The organism is Kribbella sp. NBC_01484, from assembly GCF_036227145.1.
Lineage (GTDB): Bacteria > Actinomycetota > Actinomycetes > Propionibacteriales > Kribbellaceae > Kribbella.
Window position 1 is genome coordinate 7,521,688 of record NZ_CP109437.1, and the last position, 16,352, is coordinate 7,538,039.

Annotated in this window: 16 protein-coding genes and 1 pseudogene; 4 read left to right on the forward strand and 13 right to left on the reverse strand. The window is 68.5% G+C overall.

The window, feature by feature from the left end; all coding sequences use genetic code 11:
• Positions 1–80 precede the first annotated feature (80 nt).
• Positions 81–620 carry a potassium channel family protein gene (locus OG555_RS36340; RefSeq protein WP_329477521.1) on the forward strand — a complete coding sequence of 180 codons (540 nt, stop codon included), beginning with the start codon at positions 81–83 and terminating at the stop codon, positions 618–620.
• Here the strand turns inward: OG555_RS36340 and OG555_RS36345 are convergent.
• The 5 genes from OG555_RS36345 to OG555_RS36365 all read right to left on the reverse strand — a co-directional run bounded on the left by OG555_RS36345 (position 601) and on the right by OG555_RS36365 (position 3,649).
• Positions 601–2,190: an MFS transporter gene (locus OG555_RS36345; RefSeq protein ID WP_329477523.1), complete on the reverse strand. Its 1,590-nt coding sequence runs from the start codon at positions 2,188–2,190 to the stop codon at positions 601–603. The genes OG555_RS36340 and OG555_RS36345 overlap by 20 nt on opposite strands.
• 78 nt (positions 2,191–2,268) lie before the next feature.
• Positions 2,269–2,586 (reverse strand): SHOCT domain-containing protein, encoded by a 318-nt coding sequence (locus OG555_RS36350; protein ID WP_329477525.1) that lies wholly within the window; start codon positions 2,584–2,586, stop codon positions 2,269–2,271.
• Between the two features lie 10 nt (positions 2,587–2,596).
• A complete protein-coding gene (locus tag OG555_RS36355) occupies positions 2,597–3,043 on the reverse strand; it encodes a DUF6325 family protein (RefSeq protein ID WP_329477527.1) in 447 nt (148 codons plus the stop codon).
• Positions 3,044–3,144: 101 nt separating this feature from the next.
• Positions 3,145–3,396 carry a hypothetical protein gene (locus tag OG555_RS36360; protein WP_329477529.1) on the reverse strand — a complete coding sequence of 84 codons (252 nt, stop codon included), beginning with the start codon at positions 3,394–3,396 and terminating at the stop codon, positions 3,145–3,147.
• Positions 3,383–3,649: a hypothetical protein gene (locus OG555_RS36365; protein ID WP_329477531.1), complete on the reverse strand. Its 267-nt coding sequence runs from the start codon at positions 3,647–3,649 to the stop codon at positions 3,383–3,385. Before OG555_RS36365 ends, OG555_RS36360 begins: the two co-directional genes overlap by 14 nt.
• A 444-nt stretch (positions 3,650–4,093) precedes the next feature.
• On the opposite strand from OG555_RS36365, the gene OG555_RS36370 reads away from it, so the two are divergent.
• Positions 4,094–6,514 carry a helix-turn-helix transcriptional regulator gene (locus OG555_RS36370; RefSeq protein WP_329477533.1) on the forward strand — a complete coding sequence of 807 codons (2,421 nt, stop codon included), beginning with the start codon at positions 4,094–4,096 and terminating at the stop codon, positions 6,512–6,514.
• Positions 6,515–6,527: 13 nt separating this feature from the next.
• Here the strand turns inward: OG555_RS36370 and OG555_RS36375 are convergent, their stop codons facing one another.
• Together OG555_RS36375 and OG555_RS36380 are read right to left on the reverse strand one after the other, a co-directional pair.
• A complete protein-coding gene (locus OG555_RS36375; protein WP_329477535.1) occupies positions 6,528–6,965 on the reverse strand; it encodes a DUF7144 family membrane protein in 438 nt (145 codons plus the stop codon).
• Between the two features lie 2 nt (positions 6,966–6,967).
• Positions 6,968–7,459: an RDD family protein gene (locus OG555_RS36380; RefSeq protein ID WP_329477537.1), complete on the reverse strand. Its 492-nt coding sequence runs from the start codon at positions 7,457–7,459 to the stop codon at positions 6,968–6,970.
• A gap of 147 nt (positions 7,460–7,606) precedes the next feature.
• On the opposite strand from OG555_RS36380, the pseudogene OG555_RS43000 reads away from it, so the two are divergent.
• Positions 7,607–8,047, forward strand: a pseudogene (locus tag OG555_RS43000) (hypothetical protein); the annotation flags it as partial.
• Between the two features lie 234 nt (positions 8,048–8,281).
• Here the strand turns inward: OG555_RS43000 and OG555_RS36390 are convergent.
• The 6 genes from OG555_RS36390 to OG555_RS36415 all read right to left on the reverse strand — a co-directional run bounded on the left by OG555_RS36390 (position 8,282) and on the right by OG555_RS36415 (position 14,996).
• Positions 8,282–9,070: a YhjD/YihY/BrkB family envelope integrity protein gene (locus OG555_RS36390; protein WP_329477540.1), complete on the reverse strand. Its 789-nt coding sequence runs from the start codon at positions 9,068–9,070 to the stop codon at positions 8,282–8,284.
• A 77-nt stretch (positions 9,071–9,147) separates the two neighbouring features.
• The gene (locus OG555_RS36395; protein WP_329477542.1) at positions 9,148–10,236 is read right to left on the reverse strand and encodes a hypothetical protein; all 1,089 of its coding nucleotides are present in this window, start codon (positions 10,234–10,236) and stop codon (positions 9,148–9,150) included.
• Position 10,237: 1 nt separating this feature from the next.
• On the reverse strand, positions 10,238–11,833 hold the full coding sequence (locus tag OG555_RS36400) for a phospholipase D family protein (protein ID WP_329477544.1): 1,596 nt from the start codon (positions 11,831–11,833) through the stop codon (positions 10,238–10,240).
• Between the two features lie 47 nt (positions 11,834–11,880).
• A complete protein-coding gene (locus OG555_RS36405; RefSeq protein WP_329477546.1) occupies positions 11,881–13,947 on the reverse strand; it encodes an alkaline phosphatase family protein in 2,067 nt (688 codons plus the stop codon).
• Between the two features lie 13 nt (positions 13,948–13,960).
• The gene (locus OG555_RS36410; RefSeq protein WP_329477548.1) at positions 13,961–14,371 is read right to left on the reverse strand and encodes a DUF7144 family membrane protein; all 411 of its coding nucleotides are present in this window, start codon (positions 14,369–14,371) and stop codon (positions 13,961–13,963) included.
• A gap of 106 nt (positions 14,372–14,477) precedes the next feature.
• Positions 14,478–14,996 carry a hypothetical protein gene (locus OG555_RS36415; protein WP_329477550.1) on the reverse strand — a complete coding sequence of 173 codons (519 nt, stop codon included), beginning with the start codon at positions 14,994–14,996 and terminating at the stop codon, positions 14,478–14,480.
• A 187-nt stretch (positions 14,997–15,183) separates the two neighbouring features.
• On the opposite strand from OG555_RS36415, the gene OG555_RS36420 reads away from it, so the two are divergent.
• Positions 15,184–16,344 (forward strand): AI-2E family transporter, encoded by a 1,161-nt coding sequence (locus OG555_RS36420; protein WP_329477552.1) that lies wholly within the window; start codon positions 15,184–15,186, stop codon positions 16,342–16,344.
• The last annotated feature ends 8 nt before the right edge of the window (positions 16,345–16,352 follow it).

The window sequence follows — 16,352 nt, forward strand, 5'->3', positions numbered from 1 at the left end:
AGACAACACCGGAAATCGCCTGGCCAGCATCACCCCCGCCGGATGAACCGCCCGGCGGGGGTTCGGGCTTCACTAAGACTGTGAGAAGGACCGAGGTCAGCTACGCCCAGCTCTCCCCGCGGAAGCGCCGCCGCCTCGCCACAAGGTCGCTGCTGCGGTCCTTGCTGGTGTCCGTGGTCATCATCGCCGGCTACTTCCTGCTGCCGATGACCCATCTCGATGGCACCTTGAGCCTGGCCCTGGCCGCTGGACTTGTGGTGGTGGCGCTCCTGCTGGCGTGGCAGATCCGCGAGATCACCCGCTCACCCTATCCCCGCATCAGGGCGGTCGGCACGCTGGCGACGTCGCTGCCGTTGTTCCTCGCGATCTTCGCAACGACGTACTTCCTGCTGGGACGTAACCAGCCGGCTAACTTCTCCCAGTCGTTGAGCAAGCTCGATTCGGCGTACTTCACGGTGACCGTCTTCGCGACGGTCGGTTTCGGCGACATCGTGCCTGTGACGGAGATAGCTCGCATAGTGACCATCATTCAGATGTTCGGTGATCTCCTCATCGTCGGCCTGGTCGCGCGGGTGCTCTTCGGCGCCGTCCAGCACAACCTCAGCCAGCGGGAGGAATGAGGGCCACGGACGGCGGATCCTGCTGGCGGGCCATCCGGAAGGAGTTCACCAGGCCGGCGAGAGCCGCGAGAAGCGGAATGCCCAGCGCGACTTGGAGGGCGATCGGTCGCGCGTCCGTGTTGATCCGGATGATCTCCGCCTGGACATCCGGTGGCTGCTTGACGAGCACCTTCTCGAGCTCGGTGTTGCTCATCACCTCGGCGTCTTCGTCCAGCGCTTGGGCGACCTGCTCCTGCTGGCCCGGTTGAAGGACGGCGCTCGACTCCGCCATGTTGGTGAAGGTGAAGGACAGCGTCGCGAGCATGATGGCACCGGCGAACGCCAGACCGAAGGACAGTCCGAACGAGCCCGCCGCTGAGTTGACGCCGGCCGCCTCGCTCACACGTTCCTGAGAGATCGGCGACAGCGTGTAGTTGTTGAGCTGGGACACGAGCAGGCCCAGACCCAGTCCCGCGAGGATCAGCGGCGGGATGAGAGGCCAGCCGGAGTCGGCCCGGGGCACGATCGGGATCAGCACCACGAGGCCGGCGGCAAGGAGCAGGAATCCCCACCTGACGATGCTGCTCGGGCGTCGCCCGCCCGCCTTCTTCTCCGCGAGGATCGCCATCCCGAACATGCTGAGCGAGAGCGGTGCCAGGGTGAGGCCGGCCTCCATCGCGTTGTACTCGAGGACCATCTGGAGGTAGATCGGCAGCACGATCATGGTGCCGCCCAGGGCAATCTGCTGGAGCATCTGCTGGGAGATACCCAACTTGAAGACGGCGGAGCTGAAAAGAGCCGGGTCGATGAGGGTCGGCTCGCCCCGGCGTTTGCGCCGCACCAGCCAATAGCCGAACGCCACCAGCCCGACGACGCCGATGGCCAGGATCAGACCGACGAGTTCGCCGCCTTCCTGCCACACCAGGATGCCCAGCACGATGCCACCCATCCCCAGCACCGACAGGATGGCACCGACCACGTCCACCCGCCGGGATCCCGTGTACGGCACGTCACGGATCAGGCCTTGGCCGACGAGCACGACCGCGATCACCGCGTCCTCGAGCAGAAACGCTACTCGCCAGGACAGGTAGGTGGTGATGAACCCTCCGATTAGCGGTCCGACCGCGGCAGCCAGCGCAGCGGCAGCACCGACCAGGGCATAGGCCTTCACCTGAGCCGCGCCTTCGAAGTTGCCGTGGATCAGTGACTGCATCGCGGGCAGGAGCAGCGATGCCCCGATACCACCCACCAAGGCCCAGAAGATGATGACCGCCGTCAGGCTCTGAGAAAGCGCCATCGCCAAGGCGCCGATCGCGTAAGCACACAGTCCCAGCAGGTACGCACGCTTGCGGCCGATCAGGTCACCGACCTTGCTCCCGATCAGGATGAAGGCCGCGGACACCAGCGCCTCGAGCGCGATCGCGGACTGGACACCGCTCACCGTCGTGTCGAGATCGTGGACCACCGAAGAGATCGAGACGTTCATGATCGAGGTGTCCACGACGAGCACGAACATCGCCATCGCCAGCAGGATGGCAAGCCGTGGGTTGGCCTTCGTCCCGGCCGGAACGCCACTCACTTCCTCGGTCATTGCAGCCGTTCCTGTCTGTCGGGCCACTGATCGGGAGACGGTGGCGTACTTCCCCGGGGCGTCCGGTGCGGCCGCGATTCAGCCGGCGAGGATCTTGGCCTTCTGTGCCTCGAACTCCGCGTCGGTGAGAACACCCGACTGCTTCAGCTCGCCGAGGGTCTTGAGCTGGTCCAAGCGGTCGGCAGTGGAGTCGGATGCTGGCGCAGCGGCCTCCGCCGGTGCAGCGTCCTCCGGCGGCGCGGTGTCCTCCGCGTACGCCTGGTCGCGTTGCGCTGCCGTGTCGGCGTCCTTCTGAGCGAACTTGGCGTCTTGATGCCGCCGAACCCGGCCGGCGACAACCGTCGCGGTACCCGCGACAGCCGCGGTCCGCGCTATTCCTCGCAACAGTCCTGGCATGTCAGGCTCCTCAACTCGTCGATTCCAGGCTTTCGAGGGCCTCGAGGGCTTCCATCACGTCCTCGGCCGGAATGCGGCCACCGGCGATCATCTGGCCGCCGGACTCCATGGCAGCGGCGACGAACGGGATCGCCCAGGTGTTCTCGTAGACGATCAGTGCCGCCAGGGTGCCGGGCTCCATCGCGGCGGCCGCCTCGGCGAGGTCGTCGTCGGCCAGGATCCCCGATCGGGCGCCGCTGAGGTCCGCGAAGCTGCCGGCCTCGCCGGACGCTTCGGCGAGGTCCACCGCATAGGCGGTTCCGTCGGCCTGCTTGCCGACGATCATGACGTCGTACACGTGGACGATGCCGCGCTCGACGAGGTTCACGAGTTCCTCGGCCGCTCGACCGGTCATCTTGTTGCCGGTGAACTCGAGGAGTACGTAGTCGATGGGTCCATGAACTTCTACGTCTGGCATGACTCTCCATCCCTCCACCAGGGTCGTGGCGACCCCGCGCCCTGTTCGTCGCCACACTGCCGTGGCCCGGGGCCGGCAGTCATCACCCACGCGGGATGAAGTCAGGCGGACAGGCTCGCGGGCGACGGCGCGTCGGACTCCGTGACCTGCCGGATGCCGAGGATCGTGAGGCCCGCGGCCTGCAACATCGCGGCGAGATCGGCGATGCCCTGATCGTCGCGGACCTGCAACCGAAAGACTCCGGAGGTCTCGTGATCGGCCTGCGGGCCGGCGCAGAACGCGAGTACGGCCGGCTTCAGTTCCCCCCGGACCGTCACCTGGTACGACGCGCCCCGGCCCTCATGTGTTTTCATCGTCTCCGCCCCCCTGATCGATGTCGATCGGTTCCGTCGACTGTGAGGCAGGGTCCAGGATCCGGCGAACCTCGACGACCTCGATGCCCAGGGCACGCAGTCTTGCCAGCAGACCGTAGAGCGCGGACTGGTCGGGGATGCCGTAGACAACGGTGTTCACCTGGTCGACCGCCAGTGTCACGGCGCCCATGTCTCGAAGGTCCTGTTCCGGTACGGCCCCCGCCACGCGGATTTCGTACGTCGCGTCGACCATCGAACCCACTCCGTTCCCAACGTGTGCGTTCGACGCTCGCAAACGGTCGGGTGTCGCGGCTTCATCCCTGCGGGGTGAACTGCCCGCCAGGCCACGTTGCGGGCGTTTCTTGCGTTCTCATTTTAAGACCCATCTCGTCTCGGAATGTCCGGCAATCGGACGGCAGGCGCTGGTATTACAGGCGATTCCGTGATTTCGTCAAAGTGTGCGGACTCGCGACGCACCGCCCTCCCCAGCGTTCCGTGATGCCGCACATCGCTAGGAGGGGAAATGCCGAGCGATCAGCATGCAGGGGCGGGGAACCGAAGCAACACTTCGCCGGGTGCACCATTCGCAGGCCACAGCAGGTCCACGGCTTGGACCTGGGTGATCCCACCGGGAACAGTGCCGCGGCCTCGTCTTGTCGATCGCCTGAGCCTCGGGATTCATCGGCCGCTCACACTGGTGAGTGCGCCCGCGGGCTACGGAAAGACGATGCTGCTGGATGCGTGGGCAGCGCGCTATCCAGGTCCGGCCGTGATCCGGCGCGTCACCTTGAACGGCAGCGATGAACCAGCGGCCATCGTGGAGTCCGTCCGCGACGATCACGACGACGTACTGGTGCTCGTGGTGGACTGCGGCGACGTGACGATGACGCCGGAGTTCGGGCAGAGTCTCCATCGCCTCCTCCGCGACAACGCCGGACGCGTGCGGGTTGTCCTGGTGACGCGGACCGACCCGCCGCTCCCCCTGCACCTCTACCGGTTGGCGGGCACCGTTGCCGAGATCCGGGCCGATGAGCTGGCGTTCACGACGGACGAGGCCGCGGCGCTGATGCGCGGGCACAAACTCGAACTGACCGCCGCGGACGTCGGCGAACTCCAGGCCCGGACCGACGGCTGGCCGGCCGGCCTGATGTTCGCGGCCATGAACCTTGCCGGAAAGCCCGACGCGCAGCGGGTCATCCGGGAGTTCCGCGGAGACGCCGGGAACGTGGCGGCGTACCTGATGACCGAGGTCCTCGACGCACAGCCCCCGGAGCTGCGCGAGTTCCTGCTTCGGACCAGCGTCGTCGACGAGGTCCGGCCGAGCCTGGCCGAAGCGTTGACCGGGCACGCCTGCGACCTTCGGTCGTTGGAGTTCCTCTCCCACGGCAACTCGTTCATCCAGCCCGTTCCGGAGACCGCGGACCGCTACAGCTACCAGCCACTGTTCCGGGAGTTCCTTCGCGCCCAACTGCTGTACGAGCGGCCCACCGCCGTCCCTGCGCTGCACCGCGCCGCCGCTGCCTGGTTCGCCCAGAACGATCAGCCGCTGGAGGCGATCCATCACGCGATCAGGGCCGGTGATTGGGGGCAGGCGGCCCGATACCTGGTGGAGAAGCTCGACGTTGCCGGTCTCCTCGTCGGGCGCCGGCGTCGACAGCTGACAATGTTGTTCGACGGCTTCCCCGACGATCTGGACAGCCCCGAGGCCGCAGTCGTCCGAGCCGCCCGGGCACTGGCCGCGTTCGACGCCGACCGCTGTACGTCGGAACTCGGCAACGCCAGGAACTGGCTGGACCAGCGGACGTCCGCTCAAGGGCATGCGGCCGAGCTGGCCATCGGTGTTCTGCACGCGGTCTGCGCAAGCCTGAGCGAGACGCCCGAGGCCGGGCTCGGCGCCGTCCTGACCGCGGAGGCCGAGCTCAGAGCGGCATCGCGGGAATCAGCCATCGCCCATCCGGAACCGAGGCTGTTGGTCGCCGCCTGCAAAGGCCGGGTGCTGCTGCAGCGGGGAGACTTCCCGGCGGCCCTGACAGCCTTCACCGAAGGGATCGCGATCGCGGAAGAAGCCGCTGCCCACGAGACCGTGTCCGATCTCCTCGGCATGGCGGCGCTGGTGGAAGCTGTCTGGGGACATCTCCGGCGCGCCGGAGAGGTCGTCGCGCACGCGGCCACGCTGTCGGAGTCCGGGCCGGCGCTGCCGCAGTCCGCGATCGTGGCCGAGGCCTGGGTACATGCGGACCGGGGCAATCTGTCCGGCGCCGAAGAGATGGTGCAGCGTGCCGCGGAGGCCGCCCCCACCCAGGACGCACGAGTTCTCGCTGCCGTACTCGCTCTGGTTCGGGCCCGGCTGCTGCGGGCCGGCGGCGACATCGATCTCGCCGCTGCCGAGTTGCGGGCCGCGAGCAACCGGTACGGCGCGAAGGGCGGCTGGCTGGACCAGGCGATGGTCGTCGACGAGGCCAAGATGCTGCTCGCACGACACCAGCCACAGGAGGCCATCACAGTGATCGAGCAGTCCCCGGGCCGCGACCAGGTCGGATCGCTCCTGGTGCTACAGCGCGCGGCTGCCGAGGCCGGCGAGCGCCCGCCTGGTCCGCCACCTCCGGTCACGGATCGCGCCGTCCCACTCGAAACCCAGGTGGACGGCTGGCTGGTCCAAGCCGCAGAGTCGATCCGGACCGGGGACGCCGGCCGCAGCGCGCTCTGTCTGGAACGAGCGCTCAGACTGGCTGCTCCCGAGCAGCTCCGCCGTCCGTTCGCGGAGGCGCCACCGTCGTTGCGCAAGCTGCTGCAGCCGAGCGGTGAGCTGATGAGACATCACCCGTGGCTCCGTGCGCCCGGCCTTCCAGAAAGTCGCGACCGCGCCGCCAGCCACTGGGGAGTGCCCCGGACCGAGTTGGTCGTCACCGCCTCGCTGACCAGCAAGGAGCACGAGGTGCTGGAGTACCTCGCCGAGCTGCTGACCACGGAAGAGATCGCCAGCACCATGTACGTCTCCGTCAACACGGTTCGCAGCCACGTACGCAGCATTCTTCGCAAGCTGAGCGCGTCTCGCCGGAACGAGGCGGTACGGCGGGCGTGGGAGCTGGGACTGCTGCCCGCACGTCCGGAGGCCTGAACCGTCGGCCTCGCTACGGAAGGCCGCCGATGCCACCCTCGGGCCGCACCTCACGACCGTGGAAGGTCAGCGCCCAGATCACCAGGATGTCCAACGCGATCATGATCGTCGTCCAGGCCGGAGCCGCGGCGAGGAACCCAGCGTTCACCACGATGCTCAGGACGGCCACGATCACGCCGACGACCCGGGCCCACACCTGACCGAGGAGGACACAGAATCCGGCCACCAGGACGATCGTGCCGACGATCAGGTGCGTCCAGGCCCAGGCGGTGTAGTCGATATGGACGGCGAGACCGTTCTCCCGGACCGCGTAGAACCCGTCGTTGAACAGAGCGACGAACCCCTGGAAGCCGTGGAAGAAGCCGAGAATGATCATCATCACGCCGGCAAAGACGATCGGGCCGATCCAGACCCCGGTCGAGGTCGCGGCCCGCTGGTCCGTGTCCGCCACGCTCACCTCCTCCACGGTTGTCCGGGTAGCCAGTCGTAGATGACCGACGTCCGCAGGACGAGGTCCTGCACAGAGCGGTGCAGGCGCCCGCCCGCGCACAACAGCAGTCCGAGCGGGAACACGACATAGAAGACGGCCCGCAGCAGCGCGACGAGCGGCCGCAGTGGCCTCCCGCGATGGTCGACCACCCGCAGCGCCATCACCTGACAGCCGTAGGTTCGTCCGGTGATCGACCAGGCGGCCGTGAGGTAGACGATGAGGATGAGTATCCCGGTCGTGACACCCGGCAGCGGCGAGGCTTCACTGAACTGGAAGCCCCGGGGATCGATCAGGAACTTCAGCCCGTTGACGCCCACATAGCCGGCCACCAGCACCACCGCGACCACGAGCGCGTCGATGACACCGGCGATCGACCGGGTGACGAGGCCCGCTCGTCGTCCCTGGTACGGCTCGGCCTCGCGCGGGACGATCGACACGTACTCGTCCGTTCTCATGGTTGCGTTGGCGTCGTCTTAGGGTCTTTGCGGCCGCGCCGCAGCTTCAGCCGGGCCACCACACGGCCGACGGCCTGATCACCGGAGATGCCCTGCATGCGGACTCCGCGGACGGTGTCGGAGGCAACGGATCCGGAGGACTGCCGGATGATCTCGGCGAGATCGACCTCCGCGATCACCCCCTCGGCCATTCCGGCCACATCGATTCGCTTCAGCACCTCGGCTGCCACCGCGGGAACCATCCAGTCCACCACGGCCATCAGCTGGCGCTCCAGTTCCGCACGTTGCCGGCCACCGCGCTCAGCCAGACCGTCCAGCCAAGTAGCCGGCTGGTACCGCTCCGCCAGCATCGGCGGCCGCAGGATCACGACGGCGACCGGGTTGACAGCTCCCCCGACCCGGTGCCGGACCGGGCTGAGAGCGCCCCCGACCCGGCGTCCTACCGTCTGCGCGACTGCCGCGGCCAGCAGGGAAGCCCCGACGGCCGTGTCGAGCACGCGGAGCGCCTGCGGTCCCAGCGGCGGCACTTCGCTCAGGGGCACTTCGCTCAGGGGCACTTCGCTCAGGGGCACTTCGCTCAGGGGCACTTCGCTCAGGGGCACGTCACTCGGCGGCACGTCACTCGGCGGCACGTCACTCGGCGGCACGTCACCCGGCGGTACGTCGCCCGGCGGTACGTCGCCCGGCGGTACGTCGCCCGGCGGTACGTCGCCCGGCGGTACGTCGCCCAGCGGCGCGTCACCCAGTGGCGCGTCAGGCGAGTTCCCCGGCTGCTCTGATGTACCCACGCGACCATGCTCCGTCCCGCCGCCGGGCGCCACCTCATCCATGGTGGGGGAGAACGCCCGGCCCGGGATGAGCCTCGGTTCCGAGACAGGTACGGACTCGGCGCGCGAACCAGCCCTGGCTGCGATCGAACTCCGCCCCGACCACGGTCGCCATCACCAGGATGAGCGAGACAGCCAGTAACCAGCCGACAAGGGCCAGCGTGACACCGAAGAGACCGTACCGCTCGCTGTTGGTCTCCATCATCCGCGGCATGTAGATGGTGGACGCACTGCTGTAGGCAGCGCCGCAGAGGCTCGCCACCACCGCGGTCGGCAAGAGTCGTCGCCAGTGAACGCGGCCGTCGAGCAGCAGCCACGGGATGCAGATCCACAGCACCAGTCCGCTCACGATCGAGGCCGTAACGCTCAGCAACCAGTTCATCGGCAGCGCCCGCACCGCCGAGCGGGCCAGAGACAGCAAGGCGATCTGCAGCAGCAGGGCGGCCAGGCCGACGAACGTCGTGAGCGACCCACGAACGCCCGAAACACTGTCGAGCCGCCAGGCATCCTGGTACATCCGCTGCACCCGCCGGGCGAGCGACACCCCCGAGAAGACCAGGATCACCACGCTCAGCAAACCGATGTTCGAGCCGCCTGGGGGCCGCGTGAACACCTCCCGAACGGCCGCGGCGGCGTTGCCGCTGAGCTCGAACTTCCTGATGAGTCCCTGCGCGACGACATCACGGCGGTTCGCCGGAGCAAGCGTCGAGACCAGGAGCAGCAGTGGAACGAGCGCCGTCAGCGCCTGCGAGGCGATGACCATCGCCCGGTCGATGCCGCGCATGGCCACGAACGACTCGACGCACCGGCCCAGGAACGTCTGCTCCAGCCGCCGAGTGATCGCCTCCAGTCGCTTACCCGTCAGCGCTCGGCTCCCGTCCGATCAGTAGCGGCGGCGCGGTAGTCGGCGATCGGGCGGTACCGGTCGTACAGGGTGGCGAGAATGCTGAACAGGAAGATGAAGAAGAGCGCGTCGACCAGGTGCAGCTGGCCCGGTCCCCGGGACAGCAACACGTCGGCCAGCACCACCAGTACGACGTTCGTCGCGAAGACGACCCCGAACGAGACCGCCGCGGAGTCCCACGAGTAGCCGCGCTTCGCCGCCCACAGGCCGATCGCGGCGTTGATCACCACGAAGACCGCGATCCCGAGGAACAGTTCGAGGTTGCTCGACTCGACGCCGGGCAGCACCTCGCCGTAGATGATGCTGATCAGGCCGATCAGGAAGGTCTTCTCCAGCGTTGTGCTGTCGAACACCTTGCGGTGCGCTGCCTGGTACGCGGCCCGCTCGTGGGCCTCGTCGATTCCCTCGGGCAGCGGATCGGCGCGGAACCGCCAGGCCCAGTCTGCCGGGCTGAGCCGCGGCCGGACGAAGAAGTACAGGACCGCGAGCAGAGCGAGCACGGCGACGATCAGCGCCGGGAGGAACCAGGGCACGTCCCGGATCGTGTCGGTCAGGTCCAGCTGGGCGATGTGGATCCAGTACTCCTGCGGCAGCTTGACGAAGATCCAGATCGCGGCGGCGACGATCACCCAGAACTTGAAGCTGTACCGCAACGGGTTCCGCCGGGTCCGGACCCCTTCGTAGGCGATGAAGAAGTACTCGAAGGTGTTCGGGAACAACAACAGCAGCGCCCGCGCGCCGGTGAGCTCGAACGCGACCACACCGATCTGGCGGAAGAAGAACAGGAAGCGGCTGATCTTCACCGCCCCCGGGTTGGTCCAGTTCCGCAGGCTCGCCAGGTAGGCGATGGACAGGTAGAAGACGTCCATCGCCTTGTCGTAGCTCTGGTAGAACGGCGGGTCGAAACCGAACCACTGGAAGATCGACTGGTCGACGCCGTCGAGCAGGAGGCAGGCGATGATCGCCGGCAGCGGGAACTTCGGGATGAACAGCGGCAGCGCGAAGCGCGCCAGGACAACGGTCCAGAACACGAACTCGACACTCATGTCAGAACTCCCCACGCCGGCGCATCCGGCGAGGCCGGCCGTCCGGGTCGTAGATCAGCCGATAGAGCGGTTCCGCCCAAAGCGCTTGGAACCGGGACACTGGTTGTGGCTCGTGCGGGCGGATCTGTCCGGGTGGCCGGATGCCGGTGCGGCCACCGGCGTGCCAGGCCTCCAGGTCCGCCGCGGTTCGCTGCCACAGGTCGAAGCCCGTCGGCGGGTCGAGGCGCGCCAGGTTGCGGCGCGGCAGGCCGAGATGCTCCGACCACACCTCCAGCCGCAGCTCCCGCGCGAGCCGGCGGGTGCCCTCGGTCACGAACTCCCCGTCCTCGGGAGTCGGGTCGAGGACCGCGCAGGTCAGTTCGCTGTCACAGGTCCAGGAGCGGCGGTTGAAGTTGTCCGAGCCGCAGGTGAACCACACGTCGTCGACGATGCAGATCTTCGCGTGCACGTAGATGGGTGCGCCCACGGCGTTCTCCAGGTTGTAGACCCCGACGCGCTCGGGCGCGGTCCGCCGCAGCATCTGCACAGCGCGCAGCTGACCGAAGCGAGCGGGGGGTCCACTCACCGCACCGTCGGCGTCCGGGTAGCGCGGCACGACGACGATCACCCGGAGCTCGGGTGACCGCTCGAGGGCATCGTGGATGCCCTGCGCGATCAGCTCGGACCACAGGTACTGGTCCTCCAGATAGATCAGGCTCCGGGCGTTGCCGAACGCCTTGCCGTACGCACGGGCGATGCTCCGCTCCCCCTCGGGCGCGAACGGAAAGCCGGGACGCTTGTGGGCATACGTTCGCAGCACCTGTACGGCGTGCGGCCCGGCCGGAGGTGGATCCGGGAACCTCTCCGGCAGCGACTTCGGATGGCGCGGCATCCGGGCGAGCCGTTGCCTGATCATCCGGTACGGCGTCCGCCGGTCCAGCGGGTGGCCGTCGTCCCAGCGCTCGATGAAGGTGCGGAGCAGATCGCCGACGACCGGTCCGCGGATCTCCAGCGCCGCATCGTGCCAAGGTGTGCGGTCGCCGTACCTGCGATCCATCGGTGCCTGTTGCGGGTCCCCCAGATGCTCGCCGTCGTCCCGGCGCTGATGGGACAGGTCGATGCCGCCGACGAACGCGAGATCCAGTTCCCGTCGCCCCTTGTGCTGGATGACGACCAGCTTCTGGTGGTGCGACGACATCCACCGGACCCGCTGGTCGAGCAGCACCTCGGCGCCGGCCTCGTTGAGCTTGGTTCCCAACCGCCGGTTCTCCTTCGCGTTGAACTGCAGGTAATCCGAATGCGATCGCCACAACAGCCCTCTGACCTCGACTCCCGATCGGGCCAGATCGGCCAGGACCGTCCCGATCGCCGGGCCGTCGGGCAGCAACTTCTCATCCGCGTCGCCGCGCCAGTCGGTGAAATACACCCGGTCGCCGGCCTGCAGCGCGCAGAGCTCCTCGTACAGCCGGCGGAAGTAGGTCGCCCCGTGGATCAGCGGCCGGACCAGGTTGCCCTCGACCCAGGACCCGTCCACGTCGCCGACCCGGTCGATGTCCGTGCCGGGATTACCGCGCTCGTCCGGGCGGAGGAACCACTTACCGGCAGTCTGGTCGATCATCGTGACACCCCTCGGTCGAGTGTTGCCCGCCGGCCGCGCCGGTTTGCTCATCCTCTGTGGGTGAGTCTCCGTCGGTCCGGCGGTGATAGCTGTGTCGCGCCGTCGCGAGAGATCCCGCCGCGCTGCCCGAGCTGTTCGAGGTAGCCGACGAGCACGCGGTGCAGCTCGTCCGCGCCGCGGATCGGCTGGTCCGGAACGGCCAGGTCGGGCGGAGCGAGCAGGAACCCCCGTCCCTGCCACCCGCCGAGCCCACCGTGACAGCCCACCAGACCCTCGAACGCGGAGACCTCGCCCGTGTCCTGGTCGACCGAGCTGTTCACGTACAGATCAGGTGCCTCGGGCATCGACACCGCTCGCAGCAGGTCGGCCGGGATCAGCGGCCCGAATTGCGCCAGTGGGTCGTCCCCCGTCACCTTGGAGTCGGTCAGCCGGTGAAGACCCGAGGGCCCGACCACCAGCGGTCCGTGCTCGGTGCTCAGCACCGCGACGAAGCTGATCCCCTCATGGTTCACCAGGCCCGGGATGAGGGCCGGCCAGCGACCGTTGATGTCCTCCATCGTCAGCCGGCGTTCCTCGGCGGCGTAGACCAGGCCGAGGTTTCCCGACCCGAGGACGACCAGGTCCGAGCCGGCCGTGAGCGTGGGCGGCGCGGAACGGCGCTGGACCCGGAGTGCCGCGCCATGGGCGGCGCGCCCCCGGCTCGAGTCACTTCCGGACAGATCGGCCAGGAGTCCGTTCAGGCGCCCCCAGCCCTCGACCGGCTGCTCGACGGCCTCGACCTGTGCCTCGGTCAGCTGTGCACAGACGGCGGCGAGGTCGACTCCGTACCGATCGGCGAAGATCGCGCCCTGGGACTGCCCGTGGTCGGACAGGATGACCAGCCGGTAGGGCCGGGGCGCTGCCGCGGCGACCTCCTCCAAGCACGCCAGCACGTGATCGAGCCGATCGAGCGCGGCCAGCGACTCCGGCCGCAGGCAGCCGGCGTGATGAGCCACCTCGTCGTAGTCGACATAGTCGACGTATACGGACCGCGTGCCACGAATCATCTCCTCGGCCACCAGCGCGGTGTTGAGATCCCGCAGTACGACGTTCGTCACGGCCCGCATGCCGGCGAACAGCCAGCCGCGGTGTCCCCGTGGGCGAACGTCGCGCCGACGTTGCCGCCGGGCCTCGAACCGCTCCCTGGCGATCTCCGCGACCGCCCCGAACAGGCTGCCCGCGAACCCGTCCGGCCGGGCGAGATACCAGCCGACGCCGCGACGCGTGTCAGCGGAACCCCGCTTGAGCTCGATCTTGCTCATCGTCAGTACCGATCGCTCGGCGTCTCCGCTGAACAGGTTGGAGATACTCACGCCGCCGTCGGCCAGCAGACCGCGACCATCAGAGGCGCGGCGCTCGATCTCGGCGGCGTCGGCGGCGCGGTTGGCCACCAGCACCCGCCCGAGGGCACGGTCGTACCAGCGGAAGGCGGGGACGCCGTCGATGCGGCCGTGCAGGATCCCCAACTGGCTGGCCGGTGTGGTCGGCGGCAGCACCGGCGTCCATTCCACCAGCCGATAGCCGCCGTCGCGGATCCAGCGGCCCACCGTGGGCAGGGTGGCGGCCAGAAGCTGCCAGCGCAGGACGGGGAAGGGCACGCCGTCGAGCTGAACGAAGATGACGCCGGGAGCCTCGGGATCGTCGACCGGTGTGCGCCGGCGCCTGGTCCGGCGGACGAGGGCCGCGGTGAAGGCTTCCGGCGTACCGGAGGTGCAGAGCCACGCCACGATCGTCGTCGCGGCCGCCACGATCCAGGCGGCGGCGAGCACGACCCAGAACGAGTCCGCCTCGACGCCCGGGATCAGCGTGAGCGCCACCGCGAGGATCACGGCCTGCCCGAGAAATGCCAGCAGGAGCACCGCGAGCCAGCCGATCGCCGCACTCGCGGCGACGAGGACCGGGCGCACCAGCGCACCGATCAGCAAGGCCGCCGCAGCCGTGGCGAGCAACTGCTGGAACGACGTGAACCGCAGGCCGGACAGCACGGCGGCCGCCAGGGCCAGCGCCAGGACCGAGGTGACATAGGTGGCGACGATCCGGCCGAGATCGCCGGTCCGGACCAGCGGGGTGGCCACGGGTGCCCGGCCGTCAGGTCCGCAGTGCGCGCGGACGCGTCAGCGCCCAGATCACCCACGCGTCGAGCGCGATCAGCAGCAGCGCCCAGAACGGCTGATAGGGAATGAAGAAGAAGTTGTCGATCGCACTCAGCACCACCAGGAACAGGGCGATCACACCTGCCCACACCGCTCGGGAGAACAGACCGACGCCGGCGACGATGAGCGCCAGGCCGATGACCAGGTGGATCCAGCCCCAGCCGGTGACGTCCAGATGGAAGGCGTAGCCCCGGACGATCCCGAAGTATTCGTCGTTCAGGATCGCGGCGAGGCCGGCGATCACGTGGAAGGCGCCGATCAGCAGCATCATCGTGGCAGCGAAGGCGACTCCGGTCATCGCCCAGCCCGACTCTGCCTGCGGCTCGACAGTGCGGTTGCCGGTCATCTGTGTCCACTCCTCCTGCTCGGTCTCGACGGACGTCGAGTGCGCGTTCGACAGTAGGACCGCACCGACCGCCGGCGCGTCACCCTTGGCGGACGACGTACCGGCCTCAATGGGTCAACGCGGCCTTCAGCAGGACGATCACCAGGCCCAGGACGAGGTTGATGACGCCAGCAGCCACCAGGCGGCCCCTGGTGGCGCCTGCTTTGGCAGCGACGTACAGCGCCCATCCCAACTGGGATCCGACCGCCACCGCCAGCGCCAGCCACGCGGCGCCGGCGTCCGACAACCCGAGGAACACACCGATGCCGACCGCCGCCGCGGGAGGTACGGCGGCCTGCACGATCGGCCACTCCCGCCGGGCACAGACGCGGAACTCCGTCAGGGACACGAGGGCTCGGGATGATTTCTCTCCGACCAGGTGGGCATACACGTGGGCCAGCCAGAACACCACGCCCGTCGCGAGCAGCAGTGCGATCAACTGGCCAGGGTTCGGAGGCCGATGCCCCGGCCCGGTGCCGGCCACCACTGACGCCGCCAGCAGGGACCCGTAGATCGCCCCCGCGTAGTCGGACGGGGAACGCTCCTGGCGCGCGGTGGCCGAGTCGGCCGTCGGCCCGTCTCCCATCCGGCCTCCTTCACAGTGCCGTTCAGGTCAGTGCCATGGGATCAGGAGCAGCCTCCCGCGGCGACGGACCCCACCACCTCACCCCGATCGGATGACGCGAAGGATCATCCAGGGCGGGTGATGCTGCCCACGGTGATCTGAGCGATCTTCGAAGCCCGGATGGAGTCCGGGGAGGGAGGTTGCGACCATGTCCGCAGGCTCCACGGAGTCCCTCGATGGCCAGGCGCCGGGCGCCGGCCCGCCGCCTCCGTCCTGGGCGTTGCCGCGCGGGGTGATCGTCCTCCTCGGGACGGGCGCCGCCGTCCTGACGGCCGCCGGACTCCGCAGCATCCCGGGCATCGTCGGACCCGTCTTCCTCGCGCTCGTGCTGACGATCGCTGTCACGCCGCTGCGCCAACTGCTGATCAGACGAGGCGTCAGGCGCTGGCTTGCCGCACTGATCGCGCTCGTGGTCGTGATCGTCTTCTTGCTGGCAGTGGCGGTTGCGCTGGCCTTGTCGCTCGCCAAGCTGGCGACTCTGCTGCCGACGTACCAGGACAAGTTCGCCGGCCTTGTCGACGACATCCGGAGCTGGCTGGCGAACCTCGGCGTGGGCCAGGACCAAATCCAGGCCGCCCTGAAGAAGCTCGACCTGGGGGCGCTCCTCGATGTCCTGCAAGGCTGGCTGAGCGGACTCCTCGGGGTCTTCTCGAACCTGGCCTTCGTCGTCATCCTGCTGTTCTTCATGGGAATCGACGCCACCCACTTCTCGGACCGCCTGCGCGAGACGGCGCGGGTCCGGCCGGAGATCACCGCCGCCCTGACCGGCTTCGCACGAAGCACGACGCGCTACCTGATCGTCTCCACCGTCTTCGGGCTGATCGTCGCGATCTTCGACGTCGGGGTCCTCTACCTGCTGGACATCCCGCTGCCCTGGCTGTGGGGTCTGCTCGCCCTGATCACCAACTACATCCCGAACGTCGGGTTCTTCATCGGGGTGATCCCGCCCGCGCTGCTCGGGCTGCTCGACCAGGGCTGGGAGACCTTTCTGTGGGTGATCGTGGCGTACAGCGTCATCAACTTCATCATCCAGTCGATCATCCAGCCGAAGGTCGTCGGCGACGCGGTCGGTCTGTCCACGACGCTGACCTTCGTCTCCCTGGTCTTCTGGGCCTGGGTCCTCGGCCCGCTGGGCGCCGTCATGGCCATCCCGCTCTCGCTGCTGACGAAGGCCCTGCTCCTGGAGGCCGACCCCTCCACCCGCTGGCTCGGCGGCCTGATCTCCGGTGCCCCGCTCCCGGAGGACGCCCCGACCGCGGAACCGGCCGATCTCCCACCTGCCGATCTCACGGCCGAGCAGGCCGGATAGGGGATCGA